We start from the raw sequence: 20,578 nt of genomic DNA, 5'->3' as shown, positions 1-20,578 counted from the left end.
TTTGCGGTGGAGCAGGACCTTGCGCGCGGCACCGTGAGAAACCGACCGCAACCGGAATCCTGGACCGAAAGGCCTCATGGATTGCCGGGTCAAGCCCGGCAATGACGCGGAGGAGGGGGCTGAGGTCGGCGAAAAAACTGCTGACGCCGTCGATGACTTCATGCCGACCTGCCCCGCGCCCGGCTCACTGCGCGCCGTAGCGCTCGGTCCACGCCTCTTCCAGCCGCACCATCCAGGAGGGATGCGGTTCGGGAAGGGCAGTGCCGAGGTCGGCCGGCGACAGGGTCGCGACGCCGAGGTCGATATCCTCGAAGAGGGTGCGGTCGCCGGCGTCCAAGCCCGCGACGTCGAGCACCGTGAAATCGCCCCAGACCTCCGGCTTCTGCTTTTCGGCCTGCGCCTCCGGCGACATCAGGAAATTGGCGACGACCAGCGCCCCGGCCTTGGCATTGGCGTTGAAGGGAATGGCGACGAAGTGGGTGTTGCCGATGGTGCCGTCCGTAAACACGAAGGAGCGCACGCTCTCCGGCAACTCGCCGCGGGCGATGGCGGAGCTTGCCTCCGACTGGGTGAAGGAAAAGGCGATGTCGGTCTCGCCGTCGGCAATGAGCTGGCGCAGCGCCGAGGCGTTCTGCGGAAACGCCCGGCCGGAGCGCCACATCACCGGATGAAGATCGTCGAGGAAGGCAAAGAGCGGCGCCGCGACCTTGTCGAAATCGGCGTCTTCGACCGGTTTCTGCAGCACGGCCGGGTCGTCGACGAGGCCGATGAGGGCCTGCTTCAAAAAGGTCGAGCCGGTGAAGTCGGGCGGTTGCGGGTAAGTGAAGCGGCCGGGGTTCTTCTTGGCCCATTCAAGCAGTTCTGCCGGCGAGCGCGGCGGCTCGGCCAGCCGGGCGCTGTCATAATAGAAGACGAGCTGGGCCATGCCCCAAGGCGCTTCGAGCCCGTCGGTCGGCACGGTGAAATCGGTAACGACGGTCGGCTTGCCCTCGACATCGACGTTCGAGAAATTCGGCAGCCGGTCGGCCCAGCCCGGCGTCATCAAAAGGTCTTGTCGCTTCATGGCGGCGAAATTCTCGCCGTTAATCCAGATCAGGTCGACCGAGCCGCCGTCGGTCTTGCCGGCGGTCTTTTCGGCCAGCACCCTTGAGACGACGGCCGCCGCATCGTCGATCTTCACATGGACAAGGGTAACGCCGTAGTCCTCCTTCACCCGGCGGCCGACCCAGGCGATGAAGTCGTTGATGCGCGCCTCGCCGGCCCAGGCGTTGAAATAGACGGTCTCGCCGCGCGCGTCCTCAAGCACGGCCTGCCAGTCGCCCGGATCGGGCGCCCCGGCCGCCCGCGCCATGCCGCCAATGCCGGCGCCGACGAGACCCGCAAGGGCGGCCGTGAAAAAAAACCGTCCGAACCTTTCCATGCCGTTCCTCCTGTTGACCGGGACGGTTTTAGCGGCTGGCCCGTCGCCGTCCAACCGTTCTTGCCGTCACGCGCCAACACGGATCGGTGAGGTGGTGCGCTTCGGCCGGGCGCCGCACGCCTTACGGAAATCCACACTGTTGTCCGCCGCCGGGCCGCGCTATGGTCGGTGTTGGATTTCTTGGATGCAACCCGCACGCGACAAAAGAAAATCGGTGGGGGGCAAGCGCTTTCCCAAAAAGTTGACAGACTTTTTGGATAAGAAATCGCGTTAAAAATTATCGATTAGGGAGGAAACAATCCATGGCAGATCAAGCACGCGACGTCGTCATTCTTTCCGGGGTGCGCACGGCGATCGGAACCTTCGGCGGCGCCCTGAAGGATACGCCCCCCTCGGCGCTCGGCGCCGCCTGCGCCCGGGAAGCGATGTCGCGCGCCGACATCTCGCCCGACGCCATCGGCCATGTGGTCATCGGCAACATCATCCACACCGAGCCGCGTGACATGTACATCTCCCGCGTCGTCGCCGTGGAAGCCGGTGTCCCGGTCGAGGTGCCGGCGCTGACCCTCAACCGCTTGTGCGGCTCCGGCCTGCAGGCGATCGTCTCGGCCGCCCAGTCGATCATGCTCGGCGATTGCGACGCGGCGCTTGCCGGCGGCGCGGAATCCATGAGCCGCGCGCCCCACGCCCAGCTCAATTCGCGCACCGGCACCAAGATGGGCGACGCCAAGATGACCGACATGATGATCGGCGCCCTCAACGATCCCTTTGGCCACGGCCATATGGGCATCACGGCGGAAAACGTCGCCGAGCGCTACGGCCTCGAACGCGCCGAACAGGACGCCTTCGCCATCGAGAGCCACAAGCGGGCGACGGCGGCGATCAAGGAAGGTCGCTTCAAGGACCAGATCCTGCCGATCGAGGTGAAGGTACGCCGCGACACGGTGATGTTCGACACTGACGAGCATGTCCGCATGGAGGTCTCCGATGCCGACATGGCCAAGCTGAAGCCGGCCTTCAAGAAGGACGGCACGGTGACCCCCGGCAATGCGTCCGGCATCAATGACGGTGCCGCCGCCGTGGTGCTGATGGAGGCGGAAAAGGCGGAGCGCGACGGCAAGAAGCCGCTCGCCCGCATCCTCGGCTACGCCCATGCCGGCGTCGACCCGGATTATATGGGCCTCGGGCCGATCCCGGCGGTCAGGAAGCTGATGGAACGCACGGGGCTGACCGTCGACGATTTCGACGTCATCGAATCCAACGAGGCCTTCGCCGCCCAGGCTTGTGCGGTCGCAAAGGATCTCGGCTTTCCGGCCGACAAGACCAATGTCAATGGCGGCGCCATCGCCCTCGGCCATCCGATCGGCGCCACCGGCGCGATCCTGACGGTCAAGACGCTCTACGAGCTTGAGCGCTCCGGCGGCAAGATCGGCCTCATCACCATGTGCATCGGCGGCGGCCAGGGCATCGCCATGGCCATCGAGAAACTCTAAAGGGCCGGCTCACAAGAACCGGTCGATGAAATCGTAGCGTGCCAGCGCCAGCCTGAGGCCGAAGAGCCTCAGGTTCGGGGTCTCGAAGCGCTTCAGCGGGGTGCGCATGATCTCCGGAATGGCGTCCTCGGCGCCGTCCCTGCCGGCGACGCAGTCGGCGATCGCCTGGCCGGCCCAGCCGGAAAAGGCGACGCCGTTGCCGTGATAGGCAAGGGCCGCGAACGCGCCCTCGACGCCGGGGATCGGCCCGGCGAACGGCACGAAGTTGCGGGCAAGGCAGATGAAGCCCTGCCAGCAATAGTCGGTCTCGACCGCCTTCCAGGCCGGAAACAGCTTTTCGAAGCGCCGCCGCAGCCCGGCCTCTAGCCCCGGCTTTGCCTCCGGCGAGGCATCGAGCGCGCCGCGCCCGCCGAACAGGAACCGCCCGTCCGGAAGCCGCCGGAAATAATGCAGGATGATGCGGGTGTCGAACGACATGCGGTCGGTGGTCCAGCCCTGCGCGGACCATTCCGATGCGGTGAGCGGGCGGGTGACGAGGATGTTGGACATCACCGGCAGGGTGCGTCCGGACATCCACTCCGGCAGCGTCTCGCTGGAATAGCCGTTGGTGGCGACCAGAACGTAGCGGGCGCTGACCGTGCCGTTGTCGCAACGAAGGATGTGCCGGCCGTCCTCCATCGTCCAGTCGCGCACAGCACTGAAGCTGTGGACCGCCGCGCCGGCATCGATCGCCGCCTCGGCCCGCGCCCGGGCATAGGCGAGCGGGTTGAGCGGAAAGCCATAGGGCTCCAGCGCGCCGCCGTAGAAACCCGGGCCGGCAAAGCCCATCTCGACGAGTTCCTCGCGCGAATAGACCGGCGTCTCGAGGCCGAGGAGGTCCTTGATGAGGTCCGCCTCGTGGCGCAGTTCGGCCACCCGGTTCGGCTTGTGGGCAAGCACCATCTCGCCCGACGGCGCAAAGCCGTCGACGCAGTCGCGCGCCTTGAGGAAGGCCCGTACCTGGTCGATGGCTTCGAGCTGGACCTGGTAGAACCGGGTCGCCGCCGCCTTTCCGAAGCGGCGAACGAGTTCCTCGGTGGAAAACGATGACCCGCCGAGGCAACAGAACCCGCCATTGCGGCCCGATGCGCCCCAGCCGGGGGTGCCGGCCTCCAGCACGCGCACGTCCATCCCATGGGTGCCGGCAAGCGCCTCGGCCGCGGCAAGCCCGGTATAGCCGGCGCCGATCACTGCCACGTCGCAGCGCGCGGCTCCGGTAAGCGGCGGTGTCTCGCGGCTGAGCGGGCCGGTGATCGCCTCCCAGTAGGACGGCACCGGCTGAGCACCGTCATGGGCGGCCGGGTGATAAAGATATCTGGCGGGCATGAAATACTCCGAAGTTCGGACTGCGGGCACAGTGTGGCGGGTCCCTTATTGCGGCAAGCGGCACGGGCGGGAAACCGGCACTACGCGTACATCGGCCGCAGGCCACATCAAGGGGCTCGGGGCTCGCGTCAAACCCGCTCCGCTTGCGGGGCCGCGCCCGCCTCCCTATGTGAAACCCGTTTTAACGCGCAATGAGAAAGCCATGCTCTCAGACGCAATCGATGCCTTTCGCGACGTCTTCACGCCGCCGTTCCGCGGCGTCCTCTGGAAGTCCCTCGGCCTGACGCTCGCCCTGCTTGTCGCGCTGTTCATCGGCGCGGAGGCCGCGCTCGGCTTCTTCGTCGACCTGTCGATTCCCTACGTGGAGACGATCATCAGCATCGTCGCCGGCCTCGGCCTCGTCGTCGGCCTCAGCTTCCTGATCGCGCCGGTCGCCTCGATCTTTGCCGGCCTGTTCCTCGACGAGGTCGCCGAGGTGGTGGAAGAGACGCGGTTCCCGGGCGATCCGCCGGGCCGCGCCATGCCGGTCATGGAAGGGCTCTGGATGGCCGTGAAGTTCACCGGCGTCGTCATCGCCGTGAACCTGTTCGTGCTCCTCCTGTTGCTGATCCCGGGGGTCAACATCGTCGCCTTCTTCATCGCCAACGGCTACCTGCTAGGGCGGGAATATTTCGAATTCGCCGCCCGGCGCTTCCGCTCCGAGACGGAGACGAAACGGCTGCGCAAGGACAACACCGGCATGATCTTCGTCGCCGGCCTGATCATCGCCGCGCTGATGGCGGTGCCGATCCTCAACCTCGTCACGCCGCTCTTTGCCGCCGCCTTCATGGTGCGACTGCACAAGCGCCTGCCGGCGGCCCCGGCGGCAGCCTCCAGCGACCGCGTGCGCATGATGCCGTAACCCGGCATCTTTCGGAGGTTTTCAAAAAAAAAGAGGCCGGGCGGCAGAACCGCCCGGCCTTTTTCGTAAGCGACTTGGGACGCCGGAGATGGTCCGGCCTCAGGCGGGAGGTCCTATTGCTGGCCGCCGCCGTTATCGTCCTGGAAGTCGCCGTCATCCTGGAACTGGTCGTCCTGGAAATCCCCGCCCTGATCGTCGGCGAAGCCTTCGTCCGATTCGGCCGAACCGGCCTCGTCGTCGGCCGAGCCCTGGGCGATCAGGTTGGAGATGTTGCGCACGGTGACGCGCCGGTTTTCGTGCGAGGGACCCTCGGTCTCGATCTTCAGGTACTGCTCGCCGTAGCCGGCCACTTCCAGATTGCTCTCGTCGATGCCGTATTCCTCCACGAGGGCGACCTTGACCGCAAGCGCGCGGTCTTCCGACAGGACGAGGTTGGATTCCTCGTCGCCGACGGCGTCGGTATGGCCTTCGATCAGGAACAGCGCACCCGGATCGTTCTGCACCACCCGCTGGATACCGCCCGCGATGTTGTCGAGCTTGCTCAGCTCGGAGGGCGTGATTTCCGATTCGCCGCTGGCGAAGTTGATGGTGTCGACGTCGACGGCGCGCACATAGTGGCGGACCTGGGGATCCTCGACGATCTCGTCGAGGGTGTAGCGCCGCGGCGGCTCCACGACCGGCGGGGCCGACAGGGCGTCATAGATCACCGCGGCCGACACGGCGGAAGCGCCGATGACGAAGGCTGCGGCGGCAATGTCCGCACCGCGCGGCGGCAGGTAGTAGACGCTGCGACCGCGACGGAAGCGGTTGCGGTAGCGCCGGTCGACCACATAGACCCGGCGGCTGCGGTAGTAGCGCGGCCGGCCGCGGTGGCCTTCGAAGCGACGCCGGCGCAGTTCCACGCCGCGGCGACGGCCCGGACGCCGGTCCACCCGGCGGCGGGCACGGCGGTCGCGATTGTCGGCGCGCCGTTGCTGGGCCCGGCGCTCCTGGCGACGGTCCTGGGCACGCCGCTCCTGACGACGCTCCTGGGCGCGGCGCTCCTGACGGCGGTCCTGGGCGCGGCGCTCCTGGCGCCGTTCCTGGGCGCGGCGTTCCTGACGACGCTCCTGGGCCTGGCGTTCCTGACGCCTCTGCTGCGCCTTGCGATCCTGACGCCGCTGCTGGGCCTGGCGCTCCTGACGACGGTCTTTGGCCTTGCGCTGCTGGCGGCGCTGCTGCGCCTGCCGCTCCTGGCGGCGCTTCTTGGCCTGCTGTTGCTGGCGGCGCTGCTTCGCCTGCTGCTGCTGGCGTCGCCGCTGTTGCGCCTGCTGCTGCTGACGCCGCTTCTGGTTTTGCTGCTGCTGGCGCCGCTGCTGGTTTTGCTGCTGCTGGCGCCGCTTCTGGGCCTGCTGCTGCTGGCGGCGCTGCTTCTGGGCCTGCTGCCGCTGCCGGTTCTGGCGCGCCTTCTGGTCCCGGCGCTGCTGGTTGCGGCGCGCCTTGTTCTGGTTCTGGCGCTGCTGATTGGCGCGCTGCTGGCGCCGCTGCTGACGGTTGCTGCGCTTCTGATTGTGCTGTTGTGCAAGGATGATCGGCGCTTCCGCGACCGCATTGAGGCCCGAGGCCTTCTGGGTGACCGCCGCGGACGCCGGACCGCAGGCAAGCGCCAGCGCTGCCACGATCAGGCCCCCCAGACTGGCAATTATCTTTGTCATTTCTGCGTTTCCGTTCTTCTAGGAACATGTCGAGGCGCTACACATCACAGATGAGATGTGAATGACGCCTGAACGATTTATTCAATGCGTTCAATCGGGCGTTTTTGGGACCCGGCGCCGGCATCCGGCCGGGCGGCCCGGCCGACGACCCGGATGAGACGGGCCGCGGCGGTTCGCTCAGCAGGGCACGGCCGGCATCCTTCAGGCGTCGCGCTGGGAACGTCGGCAAAGCTGCCCGCCGGCACCGGTTGCCGATCCTCTTTGCCGCCGAAGCGTTTCAGAATCGCTTTCGCCGGCACCCCTTAATTTCGATTATTCGAAACAATGGGTGCCGTCCTGGCCGCACGCAACGGTGCCGGTCCCGCGTCTGCCGCACCCTCCCTTCGTCTGCTTTGACTGCGCTGCACAAGGGCGCTAGAAACTAACTGGAACCGGAGTCGCCGTTTTTCTGCAGGCGATTACATTAGAATATTCTGTTATTCGCCCCAACGGAATGAGGACCATGTCCGACACCGAACTGAAGGCCGCCCGGCCGCTCTCTCCCCACCTTCAGATTTACCGGCCGCTGCTGACCATGATGATGTCGATCCTGCATCGCATCACCGGCGCGGCGCTCTATTTCGGCACCGTGTTGCTCGCCTGGTGGCTGATCGCGGCGGCCGCCGGCCCCGACTATTTCGCCTTCGTCGACGGCCTTGCCGGATCGTTCCTCGGGCGCCTCGTCCTGTTCGGCTACACCTGGGCCTTGATGCTCCACCTCCTGGGCGGCATCCGCCATTTCATCTGGGACTTCGGCCGCGGCCTGGAGCATCCGGGGCGCGAAATCCTCGCCCAGGCCTCGCTCTACGGCTCGTTCGTTCTCACGCTCGCGATCTGGGTGATCGCGTATATCGTGCGCTAGGGGAGACGGATCATGACAATGCGAACCCCGCTCGGACGCGCCCGCGGCTCCGGATCGGCCAGGGAAGGAACCGGGCATTTCTGGATCGTGCGCCTGACCTCGCTGGCGCTGGTGCCGCTGACGGTCGCCTTCCTCGTCATCCTCATCGTCACCTCCGGCACCGGCTACGAGAACGTCCACGCGACGCTCGCCTCGCCCTTCGCCGCGATCCTGATGCTGTTCTTCGTGCTGACCGGCCTCTACCACATGGTGCTCGGCATGCAGGTGATCATCGAGGACTACGTCCATTCCGAGGGCCTGAAGGTGCTGGCGCTGATGAGCAACGTGTTCTTTGCCGTGCTCGTCGGCATCGCCTGCGTCTTCGCCATCCTGAAAATCAGTTTCGGAGCCTGACCCCATGGCCGACAGCAAGGGCAACGGCGCTTCGGCGCCCGGCGTCAACGGACGCGCCTACACCTTCGAGGACCACACCTTCGACGTCGTCGTCGTCGGTGCCGGCGGCGCGGGCCTGCGCGCCACCGTCGGCTGTGCCGAGGCCGGCCTCAAGACCGCCTGCATCAGCAAGGTGTTCCCGACCCGCTCGCACACCGTCGCCGCCCAGGGCGGCATCGCCGCCTCGCTGCAGAACATGGGCCCGGACGACTGGCGCTGGCACATGTACGACACCGTCAAGGGGTCGGACTGGCTCGGCGACCAGGACGCCATCGAATATATGTGTCGCGAGGCGCCGGCCGCGGTTTATGAGCTCGACCACTACGGCGTGCCGTTCTCGCGCACCGAATCGGGCCGCATCTACCAGCGTCCGTTCGGCGGCCACATGCAGAACTTCGGCAAGGGCCCCCCGGTGCAGCGCACCTGCGCCGCCGCCGACCGCACCGGCCACGCCATCCTGCACACGCTCTACGGCCAGTCGCTGAAGAACGCCGCCGAGTTCTTTATCGAGTTCTTCGCCATCGACCTGATCATGGAGGACGGCGCCTGCCGCGGCCTCGTCGCCATCAATCTCGACGACGGCACCCTGCACCGCTTCCGCGCCCACAAGGTGATCCTGGCGACCGGTGGCTACGGCCGCGCCTATTTCTCCTGCACCAGCGCCCACACCTGCACCGGCGACGGCAACGCCATGGTGCTGCGCGCCGGCCTGCCGCTGCAGGACATGGAGTTCGTCCAGTTCCACCCGACCGGCATCTACGGCGCCGGCTGCCTGATCACCGAGGGCGTGCGCGGCGAGGGCGGCTATCTGGTCAATTCCGAAGGCGAGCGCTTCATGGAGCGCTATGCGCCGAGCGCCAAGGACCTCGCCTCGCGCGACGTCGTCTCGCGCTCCATGACCATCGAGATCCGCGAGGGAAGGGGCGTCGGCAAGGAATCCGACCACATCTACCTGCACCTCGACCATCTCGACCAGGAGATCATCCACAAGCGCCTGCCGGGCATCGCCGAATCGGCCAAGATCTTCGCCGGCGTCGACGTCACCCGCGAGCCGATCCCGGTGCTGCCGACGGTCCACTACAATATGGGCGGCATCCCGACTAACCATTACGGCGAGGTGGTCTGCCCTATCGATGGCGACGTCGACCATGTGGTGCCCGGCCTGATGGCCGTCGGCGAGGCGGCCTGCGCCTCCGTCCACGGCGCCAACCGGCTCGGCTCCAACTCGCTGATCGACCTTGTCGTCTTCGGCCGTGCCGCGGGCCTTCGCTGCGCCGAGACCATCGAGCCCGGCCAGAAGCACCGCGACCTGCCGGCCGATGCCGGCGACCTGGCGCTCGCCCGCCTCGACGCCGCCCGCTATGCCGATGGAAGCACGCCGACGGCCGAATTGCGCATGAACATGCAAAAGACCATGCAGTCCAACTGCTCGGTGTTCCGCACCGGCGAGATCCTGGAAGAGGGCTGCGGCCTCATCGCCGACGTCTGGTCCGCCGCCGCCGACATCAAGGTCACCGACCGCTCGCTGATCTGGAACTCCGACCTCATCGAGACCCTGGAGTTCGGCAACCTCATCGAGCAGGCCGTGGTGACCATGGAGTCCGCCGCCAACCGCAAGGAATCCCGCGGCGCCCACGCCCGCGAGGATTTTAAGGAGCGCGACGACGAGAACTGGATGAAGCACACGCTGGTCTTTGCCGACACCGATACGAAGAAGGTGACGATCGACTACCGGCCGGTGCACTCCTTCACCATGTCGAACGACATCGCCTATATCGAACCCCAGGCGCGCGTCTATTGATGCGCGTCTCCTGAGCGAAGCGAAGGACCGAAGAACGGCATGAGCGGAACGGCCCTGGCCATGGCGGAGACGAGCGGACCGGCATCTGCCGGCGCCCTGCCCGTCGTCATGCCCGGCCATGCCGATGCGCCGTTCGGATCGTTGCGTCCGGGCCTTTTCGCCCGCGCTCTCTGGGCCTTGGCCATGCGCCGCGGCCTTCGCAAGGGCCTCAAGAAGCCGCTTCGCAAGCTCGCCGCACGGGCTTTCCCCGGCCCCTTCGACGTCACGGCCGGCGGCCTTTGCTGGCGGCTGTGGCCGGCGGAGAACTATTGCGACCGGGTGATCCTAGCCCGCCGGCGCCTGCCGGAGGTGGAGGAGCGCGAGGCACTGTTCGAGGGGCTTCGTGCCGGTGATACCTTCGTCGACATCGGCGCCAATATCGGCACCTACGCCCTCGATGCCGCCCGCCGGCTCAAGCCGGGCGGCCGGGTGCTCGCCGTCGAGCCGGGCCCGCGCACCCATGCCAAGCTTGCGGCCAATGTCGCCGCCAATCGCGCTCGGATCGGCGACGTCATCCTGCGTCAGGTCGCTGTCGCGCAAGAGGCCGGCACCGTGACGCTCTACGCCAATGCCGGCTCCAATGCCGGGCAGTCCTCGCTGCTGGCCGAGGGCGCCGGCAGGAGTGGTGTTGCCGTCACGGTCGAGGCCGTGCCGCTCGCCGACCTCCTCGCCGGCGAGGGGATCGCGGCGATTGCCGCCATGAAGATCGATGTGGAAGGTTTTGAGGATCGCATCGTCGATGCCGTCCTCGCGCTGCCGCAAGAGACCTGGCCGCGCCGGCTGCAGGTGGAGATCGAGCACCGTGCGCTGTGGCGCCGCGATGCCGTCGCCCGCCTGAGAGAAGCCGGCTTTGCCACCGTTCTGGAAACCACGGAGAACGTTGTCCTGCAACGCCGCGCCTGAGCGCCGGTTTGCGCCGACAAGAACAGGGATACCCGACTATGGTTCAGTTCAACCTGCCGAAGAATTCGCGGATCACCGAAGGCAAGGTCTGGCCGAAACCGGCAGGCGCGACGTCGCTGCGCGAATACAAGATCTATCGCTGGAATCCCGATGACGGCCGCAACCCGCGCCTCGACACCTACTATGTCGACACCGACGACTGCGGCCCGATGGTCCTCGATGCGCTCTTGTGGATCAAGAACAAGGTCGATCCGACGCTGACGCTGCGCCGCTCCTGCCGCGAGGGCATCTGCGGCTCCTGCGCCATGAACATCGACGGCACCAACACGCTTGCGTGCACCAAGGGCATGGACGAGATCAAGGGCACGGTGAAGGTCTATCCGCTGCCGCACATGCCGGTGGTCAAGGACCTCATTCCGGACCTCAACCTGTTCTACGCCCAGCACCGCTCCATCGAGCCCTGGCTGAAGACGGCGACCCCGACGCCGCAGAAGGAATGGAAGCAGTCGATCGAGGACCGCGACAAGCTCGACGGCCTCTACGAGTGCATCCTCTGCGCCTGCTGCTCGACCTCCTGCCCGAGCTACTGGTGGAACGGCGACCGCTATCTCGGCCCGGCCATCCTGCTGCAGGCCTATCGCTGGCTCATCGACAGCCGCGACGAGGCCACCGGCGAGCGCCTCGATGCGCTGGAGGACCCGTTCAAGCTCTATCGCTGCCACACCATCCTCAACTGCTCCAAGGCCTGCCCCAAGGGCCTGAACCCGGCCAAGGCGATCGCCGAGATCAAGAAGATGATGGTCGAGCGGCGGATTTAGGTACCCGGATTCCCTGTCGGCCGTCATTGCGGGCGAGCAAAGCGAGCGCGGCAATCCAGGGGCCACGCGCTCCGAGCAAGTCGCTCTGGATCGCCGCGTCGGCCTACGGCCTCCTCGCGATGACGCCCCGTAGCTACCGCCAGGACTGGTCGTTATTCGGCAGCCTGTCGTTCGGATCATATACCGTGACCCGGTGCGGGCCATCCTCGGCCCAATCCCACAGCACCAGGTTGACGTGTTCGGGCTTGGCCCCGTTGGCAAAGCTGGGCGTCAGGATGCCGGCCGCGCCATCTGCGACCAGAGCTTCGGCGATTTTCCACGACGGCGGCATCTCTCCACGCAGCATGACCGATCCCCACGCGCAGGCCATGTCCGCCTCGGCGATCCCGCGTCGCTCTCGCTCTTCGCCATCGCAAAGATCAACGATGTCGCCGCAGTCGACGTCGTGGGAGACCACCATGGACGGCTCTATGCGGTTCTCGAAACCGTGCGAGACCTCGTTGAGCGCGCCGTCGAGGGTGGCACCAAGATAGAGCGCCGGCATTCCTGGAGGATTCCAGCGACCTCCGTGAAGCCGTGCGCCTTCGCCGGAAAGCGGGGACCAGGAATGGCGCGGATCGTGGACGCGGTAGAAAACGCCCTGGACCCGCGTCATCAGGTGATCCGATTAGCTATTGAAAGGTGCCGGTGGCAACGGCATCGAGGTAGTCGCGGACGGCGTCGGCCTCGCCCGACTTGACCAGAGCTTCGGCAGTGCGATCGCCGAACGCGGGGATCGCGAAGGAGCGGTACCAGTCCTGGGCCTTTTTCGGACCGCCGGCCCAGGCCTCGATCCGTTTCAGAATCTGAGTCTCCTCAGCGCGGTGCCGTGGCCTCACGAGGCGACTGCTAGGTCGGCTGTTCTTTGCTGTGGCGTGGGACATGGCCCGAATTCCTCAACTCTGTCTGGAAATATAGGCGAAACATGAAGACTTCGCCAGCAGAGCAGCCCCACCAAAAAGAAATGGCACCGCCGCGGCGGTGCCATTCCGTATCTCGTCGCGATGTCTGCCAGGCCTAGCCGGCGAACCACCAGCGTTCGATGCAGCGGAAGCCGTCGAGGCTCCAGTTGGCGCCGAGCGTGTCGTGCTCGACCTTGTCGCTGGTCGCCATCACGTAGTTGGCGAACATCGGGATGACGGTGCCGCCGTCGTCGCGGCAGAGTTCCTGCATCTCGTAATACATCTGCCGGCGCTTGTCCTCGTCGAGCTCGGCGCGGGCCTCGATCAGGAGCGCGTTGAAGCGGTCGTTGTCCCAGTGGGTGTCGTTCCACGGCACGCCCTTGGCGTAGGCGGTGGAGAACATCCAGTCCTCGGTCGGACGGCCGCCCCAATAGACCGCGCAGAACGGCTTCTTCAGCCAGACGTTCGACCAGTAGCCGTCGTTAGGCTCGCGCACGACGTTGATGTCGATGCCCGCCTTGGCGGCATGCTCGCGGTAGAGGACGGCGGCATCGACCGCGCCCGGGAAGGCAGCGTCGGCGGCCGAAAGGTCGACCTTCAGCTCCGAAAGGCCGGCCTGCTTCAGATGGTACTTGGCCTTTTCCGGATCGTAGGTGCGCTGTTCGAGATCGTCGGCGTGGAACCGGTTGGACTGGCCGATCGGATGGTCGTTGCCGACGACGCCGTGGCCGCGCAGGATGGTCTTGACCAGCGCCTCGCGGTCGATGGCGTTCTTCAGCGCCAGCCGCACGTCGTTGTTGTCGAACGGGGCGATGTCGCAGCGCATCGCGAAGGTGTAGTGCTGGGTGCCGCTGACCTCCTCGATCTTGACGTTGCGGTTGCGCTTCAGGAGATGGGCGGTCTTCAGGTCGACCCGGTCCATGGCGTCGATCTCGCCGGTGGTCAGCGCGTTGGTGCGCGCCGCCGGGTCGATGATGACGAGCACCTGGGCGGCGTCGAAATGCGCCCGGTCCGGCTTCCAGTAGTTCTCGAAGCGCTTCAGGTCGGTGCGCACGCCAGGATCGTAGCTTGCCACCGTGTAGCCGCCGGTGCCGATGCCGGCCGTCGGGTCGATCTTGCCCTCGCTCGCCGGCAGGATCGCCAGGTGGTAGTCGCTGACGATGAACGGGAAGTCGGCGTTGCCTTCCTTCAGGGTGAAAGCAACCTTGTCGTCACCGTCGGCCTTGATCTCCGTGATCTGTTCCACGATCGGCTTGGCGCCGGACTTGGAGTCCTCGCCCATATGGTGCTGGAACGAGGCGATAACGTCGGCCGCGTCCATCGTCTTGCCGTTGTGGAAGGTAACGCCGGAGCGCAGCTTGAAGGTCCAGGTCTTGGCGTCCTCGGTGACCTCCCAGGACTCCGCCAGTTCCGGCACCAGCGAGCCGTCATTGGCAACCTCGGTCAGGCAGTTGTAGATCGTGCTGCCGACGACCTGCATGTAGAGGTTTTCGAAGGTGGCGGGATCGAGCGAGTCCGTGGTCGAGCCGTGGCCGATACCGAGGCGGAAGGTGCCGCCCTTCTGTGGCTCGGCGGCCTGCACCGACTGGCCCCAGAACAGCGAAGCGGCGCTGGCGGTGATGCCGAGCGCGGCGGCATGCTGCATGAAGCGGCGGCGCGTCAGGCCTTCATATTGCAGGAGTTTCGTCAGGTCGTTGTTTGACATCGTTCCTCTCTTCTCCGTTGTTGATTTGGCATTCTCCGGCGCTGCCCGGCGGGGCAGGCGTCCGCGACATGCGGTTGTCGGAATGCCACCCGGATCGCGGCGATAAACGGCCGCGGCCAGCGGGTGTGGTGTCGGATTGCGGCGCCAGCATAGGCCGGCATGGGGCGGGGGTCCACCCGAAGCCCGGAAAAGGTCAGGCGAAGCGAGGCTTTTCGGCTATCAATATGTCCGACGCACACATATTACGGGTCAAAACCGATATCGTTATCGGGACGAAGCTCTTGTGCGTGCGGGTTGCGGCCTGCGTGCGATTGGGTTGTGCCCGGGGCAGGCAGGGCCGCGACGCATAGAGAGGGACAGGTCGGTGCGAGAACATCCGTCCCCGCGCTGTGCGCAGACGTCGGCGGTGGATCGGCCCGCCATGGTCACGCAAAAATGCCTGTCGAACGACATTGGGCCGGATTGGGGCAATCGCTGCGGCACCGTCCCGAACGGCTGGTGCCGCACGGGACGACAGATCAGGGCAGGCCTGGCGATCACAGCATGCTGGGCAGCACGCGGTCGGGCGGGCGGTGGCCGTCCATAAACGTCTTGATGTTGATGATGACCTTCTCGCCCATGTCGATGCGGCCCTCGATGGTGGCCGAGCCCATATGCGGCAGCAGCAGCACCCGGGGCGACTTGGCGAGCCGCGGATTGACGGCGGGCTCGTGCTCGAAGACGTCGAGGCCGGCGCCGGCCAGCTCCCCGGCATCGAGCATCCGGGAGAGCGCGTTCTCGTCGATCACCTCGCCGCGCGCGGTATTGACGATGTAGCTCTCCGGCTTCATCAGCTTCAGCCGGCGGGCCGACAGGAGATGGAAGGTGCCGGGCGTGTGCGGGCAGTGGATCGAGACCACGTCCATGCGCGCCAGCATCTGGTCGAGGCTCTCCCAATAGGTCGCCTCAAGTTCCTCTTCGACCGGCGCCGGCACCCGGCGGCGGTTGTGGTAGTGGATCGACATGCCGAAGGCCTTGGCCCGGCGCGCGACGGCGGTGCCGATGCGGCCCATGCCGACGATGCCGAGGCGCTTGCCCCAGATCCGGTGGCCGAGCATCCAGGTCGGCGACCAGCCGCTCCAGGTGTCCTCTTCGACGATCTTGATGCCTTCCGCCAGCCGGCGCGGAACGGCAAGGATCAGCGCCATGGTCATGTCCGCGGTGTCCTCGGTGAGGACGCCCGGCGTGTTGGTCACGGTGATGCCGCGGGTGTTGGCGGTGTCGACGTCGATATTGTCGACGCCGTTGGCGAAGGTGGCGACCAGCTTGAGCTGATCGCCGGCCTGGGACAGGAGCGCGGAGTCGATCCGGTCGGTCAGGGTCGGCACAAGGACATCGGCGGACTTCACAGCATCGACAAGCTGTGCCTGGGTCATCGGCTGATCGGTCTCGTTGAGGCGCGTGTCGAACAGTTCGCGCATCCGGGTCTCGATCACGTCCGGAAGCTTTCGGGTCACAACTACCAGGGGCTTTTTCTTCGCCATCCGCCTCGCCTTGCATTTCCGGCCGGACCCGTTGAGGGGTCCTTAACTGACAACATGCAACACTCCACGGCCTCTTGGGGGCGTGGAGCGGCGCGTCTTTTTTACCGGTGTCTTCTGTAGCAGATCGATGTGAAATGACAAACCGGTGAGACTGCCGCAGTTCACATTCTGACCATATCGGCATGACAGGAAAATGCCGAGTTCCGCGCCGCAAATCCGGACCGCCAGGCGGACGGCCGCCGGCGCGGAAAATGACTGTCATGCCGCCACACTGTCGATTGCAAGGTTTGGATATCGTGCTGCGTTTTTTTCGTCATTCCTCGGCTGCCAAGGATCGTGCGGATCGCCGCGCACGCCGCAAGGACAAGGCGCAGCGCCGCCTGCGCCGGATTGCGGTGACGCCGCTGGTGATCGCCCTTGCCGTCGGCATCGGCGCGGTCTCGGTGCCGTCGATGTCCGGAGCCCAGACCGTCACGAAGGGACCGAGCGGCCTGCCGCTGCCGCGTTTCGTCAGCCTCAAGTCCGACCGCATCAATGTGCGCCGGGGCCCCGGCCGCGACCACGCGGTGAGCTGGGTCTTCGTGCGCGCCGGACTGCCGGTCGAGGTGGTGCAGGAATTCGAGAACTGGCGCCGCATCCGCGACTCCGAAGGCGAGGAGGGCTGGGTCTTCCACAGCCTCCTGTCGGGCCGCCGTTCGGCGCTCGTCGCGCCGTGGGAGAAGGTGGAGTCGCTTACCGTCCACCGCGAGCCGGACAGCGCGGCCCCGGCCGCCGCCTTCGTCCAGCCGGGCGTCCTTGCCAACGTCTATGAGTGCGATGGGACATGGTGCCGCATCGGCGCCGAAAACTGGTCCGGATGGATCGATCAGACCCAGCTCTGGGGTGTTTACCCCGACGAAAAGATCAAATAGCCGGCTTCACAGCCGAACGGGAATCGGCCCGGCCACGCACGCGCGTGGACCGGGCCGTCATGTCTCTACGTCTCTGACCGGCTCTGGTGTCAGCCCTTGGGGCGCAGCCGCACCACCACGTCGACGCGGGCGATCTCCATCCCTTCCGGCGGCTCCGGCAGGTCGGTGATCGACAGGTCCATCTCCGGGATGTCGAACACCTCGTCGGTGCCTTCCACGAAATAGTGATGGTGCTCGTGGGTGGTGGTGTCGAAATAGGTCTTGTTGGCGTCAATCGCCAGTTCCCGAAGCAGGCCAGCATCGGTGAACTGATTGAGAGTATTGTAGATTGTCGCCAGCGAGACCGGAATGCCGGCCTTCATCGCGTCGTCGCGCAGGCACTCCGCGGTGATGTGGCGGCCGCCGCCTGCAAACAGCAGTTCGGCCAATGCGCGGCGCTGCTGCGTCGGCCTCAGACCGGCGGAGCGCAGGAGGCCGACCACGTCGACGCCGTCGCGGCGCCTCGGCGCGGCGGAGTAGGTCTTGCGAGCCTTGATATTCGAAATCGCGTCCAACGTTCAGATCCCATCCAGTCGCTACGTCGGCTGTCCCCGGACCGGCGTCATATGTCAACAGAAAGCGATATACACATATAAAATAAAAATTCTCATTCCAATAAGCAAGCTTGCAGTTCACATATCACCTTTGCCGCGCTATCCGAACCCTTTCACCGGGCCGGAGACGTGTGTTAGGTAGGGCCCGATTTGTCGGATGAACCTGTCACACGCGCCAAAAAGGCGCGCGATTTTTGAGGTACGGTAGCTGGAATGGAACAACGCCGTTCGCAATACGACTATGAAGACCTTCTGGCCTGCGGTCGCGGAGAGCTTTTCGGGCCGGGCAATGCTCAGCTCCCGTTGCCGCCGATGCTGATGTTCGATCGCATTTCCGAGATCAGCGAGGAGGGCGGCGAGTACGGCAAGGGCCAGATTCGCGCCGAACTCGAGATCAAGCCGGACCTGTGGTTCTTCCCCTGCCACTTCAAGGGCGATCCGGTGATGCCGGGTTGCCTCGGGCTCGATGCCCTGTGGCAGATGCTCGGCTTCTTCCTCGGCTGGCTCGGCGAGCCGGGCCGCGGCCGCGCGCTCTCCGTCGGCGAGGTGAAATTCTCCGGCATGGTCACGCCGAAAGTGAAGCACGTGCAGTACGGCGTCGACCTGAAGCGCGTCATGCGGTCGAAACTGGTGCTCGGCATCGCCGACGGCTGGCTTAAGGCCGACGGCAACACCATCTACAAGGCGGCGGGCCTGCGTGTCGGTCTGTTTACCGCCGAGGCCGAGGCGTTCTAGGATCGCTGTGAGAGACCGGTAGCGTCGCCCGGGTTCGTTTCCGTTCCCGGGCCGTTGCCGTGAGGATTTCGTGGCCGCGTCCCCGACCCGGACCGAAAATGGTGATCCCTGCCGCACCTTCGGCAGGGGGGACATCATTTCCCTTGGGCCGGCGCGCGACGTGGCGTAAACCGTGCGGAAAAATAGATTTGTGATCGGGAGACCGAGATGAGACGGGTAGTCGTCACGGGAATGGGGATCGTGTCGTCGATCGGCAACAACTGCCAGGAGGTTCTGGAGAGCCTCAGGGAGGCCCGCTCGGGCATCGTTGCCGCCGAGAAGTATACGGAGCTCGGCTTTCGCAGCCAGGTCCACGGCAGCTTGAAGATCGATCTGGACCAGGCCGTCGACCGGCGCGCCCGCCGCTTCATGGGCGACGGCGCGGCCTACACCTTCGTCGCCATGAAGCAGGCGATCGCCGATGCCGGCCTTGAGGACAGCGACGTCAGCAATCCGCGCACCGGCCTCATCGTCGGCTCGGGCGGACCTTCGACGGTCGCCATCGTCAATGCCGCCGACGTCACCCGCCAGAAGGGCCCGCGTCGCATCGGCCCGTTCGCCGTCCCCAAGGCGATGTCGTCGACCTGCTCGGCGAACCTGTCCACCTATTTCAAGACCAAGGGCGTCAACTACTCGATCTCCTCGGCCTGCTCGACCAGCGCCAACTGCATCGGCAACGCGGCGGAGATGATCCAGTGGGGCAAGCAGGACGTGATGTTCGCCGGCGGCGGCGAGGAACTCGACTGGACCCTGTCGGTGCTGTTCGACGCCATGGGCGCCATGTCGGGCGCCTACAACGACACGCCGGAAAAGGCCAGCCGCCCCTTCGACAAGGACCGCGACGGCTTCGTCATCACCGGCGGCGGCGGAATCCTGGTGCTTGAGGAACTGGAACACGCCAAGGCCCGCGGCGCCAAGATCTATGCCGAGATCGTCGGCTATGGCGCGACCGCCGACGGCGCCGACATGGTCGCCCCCTCCGGCGAGGGCGGCGCGCGCTGCATGAAGCTGGCGCTGGAGAATGTCGGCGAGAAGGTCGACTACATCAACGCCCATGCGACCTCCACGCCGGTCGGCGACGGGCCGGAGATCGACGCCATCCGCGAGGTGTTCGGCAAGGACATGCCGCCGATCAGCGCCACCAAGGCGCTCACCGGCCATGCCCAGGGCGCGGCCGGCGTCCACGAGACCATCTACACCCTGTTGATGATGCAGAACGGCTTCATCACCGAAAGCGCCAACATCTTCGAAATCGATCCGAAATTGGCCGACGCCAACATCGTCCGCCAGCGTATCGACAATGTCGATATCAACCTTGCGATCACCAACAGCTTCGGCTTCGGCGGCACCAACGCCACGCTGGCGCTGCAGCGCTACAACGGCTGACCGCAGGACCCCCCTTTTTCACGAACGTTTGGGCAGGACGGATGAGCAATTTGATGGAGGGTAAGCGGGGCCTTGTCATGGGTGTCGCCAACCGCAACTCGATCGCGTGGGGAATTGCCCGAACGCTGAGCGAGCACGGCGCGGAGTTGGCGTTCACCTACCAGGGCGACGCCTTCGGCAAACGGGTGCGCCCGCTCGCCGAATCGATCGGTTCCACGACGCTGCTGCCCTGCGACGTGGAAGATATTGCGTCCGTCGATGCGGTCTTTGACACCCTCGCCGAGAAATGGGGATCGATCGACTTCATCGTCCATGCCATCGCCTATTCCGACAAGAACGAATTGAAGGGCCGCTATTCGGAGACCAGCCGCGAGAATTTTTCCCGCACCATGCTGATCTCGTGCTTTTCCTTCACCGAGATCGCCAAGCGGGCCGCCGCGATGATGCCGAATGGCGGCTCGATGATCACGCTGACCTATGGCGGCTCGACCCGCATCATGCCGAACTACAACGTCATGGGCATCGCCAAGGCGGCACTGGAATCGTCCGTGCGCTATCTCGCCATGGATTTCGGCCTCGAGGACATCCGCGTCAACGCGATCTCGGCCGGCCCGGTGCGCACGCTTGCCGGCTCCGGCGTCAGCGACGCCCGGCTGATGTACAACTACCAGAAGAAGAACTCGCCGCTCGGCCGCACCGTCACCCTTGAGGAGATCGGCGGCACGGCGCTCTATCTCCTGAGCGACCTTTCGACCGGCGTCACCGGCGAGGTCCACTTCGTCGATTCCGGCTACTCCATCGTCTCCATGCCGCGGCTGGGCGAGTTGAAGGCCGAGGAGAGGCGCGAAGAGCTCGAGGAAGCGGAAAAGGTCGAAGAAGAGACCGACGCCGGCGCCGCAGCGCACTAAAGGCGGCGGCCGCCGGGTTCGGCAGGTGTTCGCCGCCGTCCGATGCGCTAAAACCTGACAAAGTAGCGTT

Annotated in this window: 19 protein-coding genes and 1 pseudogene; 12 read left to right on the top strand and 8 right to left on the bottom strand. The window is 65.8% G+C overall.

All coding sequences use genetic code 11. The features are described from left to right. Window positions 1–184: 184 nt before the first annotated feature. Window positions 185–1,351, bottom strand: a complete 1,167-nt coding sequence (locus M2319_RS19415; RefSeq protein WP_264603247.1) for an ABC transporter substrate-binding protein — start codon at window positions 1,349–1,351, stop codon at window positions 185–187. Between the two features lie 371 nt (window positions 1,352–1,722). Between M2319_RS19415 and M2319_RS19410 the strand changes: the two genes are divergently transcribed. Next, a complete protein-coding gene (locus M2319_RS19410) occupies window positions 1,723–2,913 on the top strand; it encodes an acetyl-CoA C-acyltransferase family protein (protein ID WP_264603124.1) in 1,191 nt (396 codons plus the stop codon). Between the two features lie 9 nt (window positions 2,914–2,922). Here M2319_RS19410 and M2319_RS19405 read toward each other — a convergent pair whose 3' ends face one another. After that, window positions 2,923–4,278 carry an NAD(P)/FAD-dependent oxidoreductase gene (locus tag M2319_RS19405; protein WP_264603123.1) on the bottom strand — a complete coding sequence of 452 codons (1,356 nt, stop codon included), beginning with the start codon at window positions 4,276–4,278 and terminating at the stop codon, window positions 2,923–2,925. Window positions 4,279–4,480: 202 nt separating this feature from the next. Between M2319_RS19405 and M2319_RS19400 the strand changes: the two genes are divergently transcribed. After that, window positions 4,481–5,179: a sulfate transporter family protein gene (locus M2319_RS19400; protein WP_264603122.1), complete on the top strand. Its 699-nt coding sequence runs from the start codon at window positions 4,481–4,483 to the stop codon at window positions 5,177–5,179. A 113-nt stretch (window positions 5,180–5,292) separates the two neighbouring features. Here the strand turns inward: M2319_RS19400 and M2319_RS19395 are convergent, their stop codons facing one another. Next, a complete protein-coding gene (locus tag M2319_RS19395; RefSeq protein ID WP_264603121.1) occupies window positions 5,293–6,081 on the bottom strand; it encodes an OmpA family protein in 789 nt (262 codons plus the stop codon). Between M2319_RS19395 and M2319_RS19390 the strand changes: the two genes are divergently transcribed. The 6 genes from M2319_RS19390 (at window position 6,049) to M2319_RS19365 (ending at window position 11,767) form a co-directional block, all read left to right on the top strand. Next, window positions 6,049–6,927 carry a hypothetical protein gene (locus M2319_RS19390; RefSeq protein ID WP_264603120.1) on the top strand — a complete coding sequence of 293 codons (879 nt, stop codon included), beginning with the start codon at window positions 6,049–6,051 and terminating at the stop codon, window positions 6,925–6,927. The two genes, M2319_RS19395 and M2319_RS19390, sit on opposite strands and share 33 nt — an antisense overlap. A gap of 448 nt (window positions 6,928–7,375) precedes the next feature. Beyond that, window positions 7,376–7,774: a succinate dehydrogenase, cytochrome b556 subunit gene (gene sdhC, locus M2319_RS19385; RefSeq protein ID WP_264603119.1), complete on the top strand. Its 399-nt coding sequence runs from the start codon at window positions 7,376–7,378 to the stop codon at window positions 7,772–7,774. Between the two features lie 12 nt (window positions 7,775–7,786). Beyond that, window positions 7,787–8,167, top strand: a complete 381-nt coding sequence (sdhD, locus tag M2319_RS19380; protein ID WP_264603118.1) for a succinate dehydrogenase, hydrophobic membrane anchor protein — start codon at window positions 7,787–7,789, stop codon at window positions 8,165–8,167. A gap of 4 nt (window positions 8,168–8,171) precedes the next feature. Next, window positions 8,172–10,007 carry a succinate dehydrogenase flavoprotein subunit gene (sdhA, locus tag M2319_RS19375; protein WP_264603117.1) on the top strand — a complete coding sequence of 612 codons (1,836 nt, stop codon included), beginning with the start codon at window positions 8,172–8,174 and terminating at the stop codon, window positions 10,005–10,007. Window positions 10,008–10,046: 39 nt separating this feature from the next. Then, window positions 10,047–10,949, top strand: coding sequence for an FkbM family methyltransferase (locus M2319_RS19370; protein WP_264603116.1), 903 nt, complete (start codon window positions 10,047–10,049; stop codon window positions 10,947–10,949). Window positions 10,950–10,987: 38 nt separating this feature from the next. Next, complete coding sequence (locus M2319_RS19365) at window positions 10,988–11,767, top strand: succinate dehydrogenase iron-sulfur subunit (protein ID WP_264603115.1); 780 nt, start codon at window positions 10,988–10,990, stop codon at window positions 11,765–11,767. A 133-nt stretch (window positions 11,768–11,900) separates the two neighbouring features. On the opposite strand, the gene M2319_RS19360 is transcribed toward M2319_RS19365, so the two are convergent. The 4 genes and pseudogenes from M2319_RS19360 to M2319_RS19345 form a co-directional block, all read right to left on the bottom strand. Next, complete coding sequence (locus tag M2319_RS19360) at window positions 11,901–12,422, bottom strand: RES family NAD+ phosphorylase (protein ID WP_264603114.1); 522 nt, start codon at window positions 12,420–12,422, stop codon at window positions 11,901–11,903. A gap of 16 nt (window positions 12,423–12,438) precedes the next feature. After that, window positions 12,439–12,597 (bottom strand): annotated as a pseudogene (locus M2319_RS23215) (MbcA/ParS/Xre antitoxin family protein); the annotation flags it as partial. A gap of 226 nt (window positions 12,598–12,823) precedes the next feature. Next, complete coding sequence (locus tag M2319_RS19350) at window positions 12,824–14,413, bottom strand: ABC transporter substrate-binding protein (RefSeq protein WP_264603112.1); 1,590 nt, start codon at window positions 14,411–14,413, stop codon at window positions 12,824–12,826. Between the two features lie 536 nt (window positions 14,414–14,949). After that, a complete protein-coding gene (locus tag M2319_RS19345) occupies window positions 14,950–15,936 on the bottom strand; it encodes a 2-hydroxyacid dehydrogenase (protein ID WP_264603111.1) in 987 nt (328 codons plus the stop codon). A 251-nt stretch (window positions 15,937–16,187) separates the two neighbouring features. Here M2319_RS19345 and M2319_RS19340 point away from each other — a divergent pair, with 251 nt between their 5' ends. Then, window positions 16,188–16,847: an SH3 domain-containing protein gene (locus M2319_RS19340; protein WP_319801802.1), complete on the top strand. Its 660-nt coding sequence runs from the start codon at window positions 16,188–16,190 to the stop codon at window positions 16,845–16,847. A gap of 89 nt (window positions 16,848–16,936) precedes the next feature. On the opposite strand, the gene irrA is transcribed toward M2319_RS19340, so the two are convergent. After that, a complete protein-coding gene (gene irrA / locus M2319_RS19335) occupies window positions 16,937–17,401 on the bottom strand; it encodes an iron response transcriptional regulator IrrA (protein WP_406682224.1) in 465 nt (154 codons plus the stop codon). A 252-nt stretch (window positions 17,402–17,653) separates the two neighbouring features. Between irrA and fabA the strand changes: the two genes are divergently transcribed. The 3 genes from fabA to fabI all read left to right on the top strand — a co-directional run bounded on the left by fabA (window position 17,654) and on the right by fabI (window position 20,508). Continuing rightward, window positions 17,654–18,175 carry a 3-hydroxyacyl-[acyl-carrier-protein] dehydratase FabA gene (gene fabA, locus M2319_RS19330; RefSeq protein ID WP_264603110.1) on the top strand — a complete coding sequence of 174 codons (522 nt, stop codon included), beginning with the start codon at window positions 17,654–17,656 and terminating at the stop codon, window positions 18,173–18,175. 207 nt (window positions 18,176–18,382) lie between these two features. Then, window positions 18,383–19,600: a beta-ketoacyl-ACP synthase I gene (gene fabB, locus M2319_RS19325; protein WP_264603109.1), complete on the top strand. Its 1,218-nt coding sequence runs from the start codon at window positions 18,383–18,385 to the stop codon at window positions 19,598–19,600. 41 nt (window positions 19,601–19,641) lie between these two features. Further along, on the top strand, window positions 19,642–20,508 hold the full coding sequence (gene fabI, locus M2319_RS19320) for an enoyl-ACP reductase FabI (RefSeq protein WP_264603108.1): 867 nt from the start codon (window positions 19,642–19,644) through the stop codon (window positions 20,506–20,508). The last annotated feature ends 70 nt before the right edge of the window (window positions 20,509–20,578 follow it).

It is taken from the genome of Rhodobium gokarnense (assembly GCF_025961475.1).
Taxonomy (GTDB): domain Bacteria; phylum Pseudomonadota; class Alphaproteobacteria; order Rhizobiales; family Rhodobiaceae; genus Rhodobium; species Rhodobium gokarnense.
This window is presented reverse-complemented; position numbering and strand designations above follow the sequence as displayed.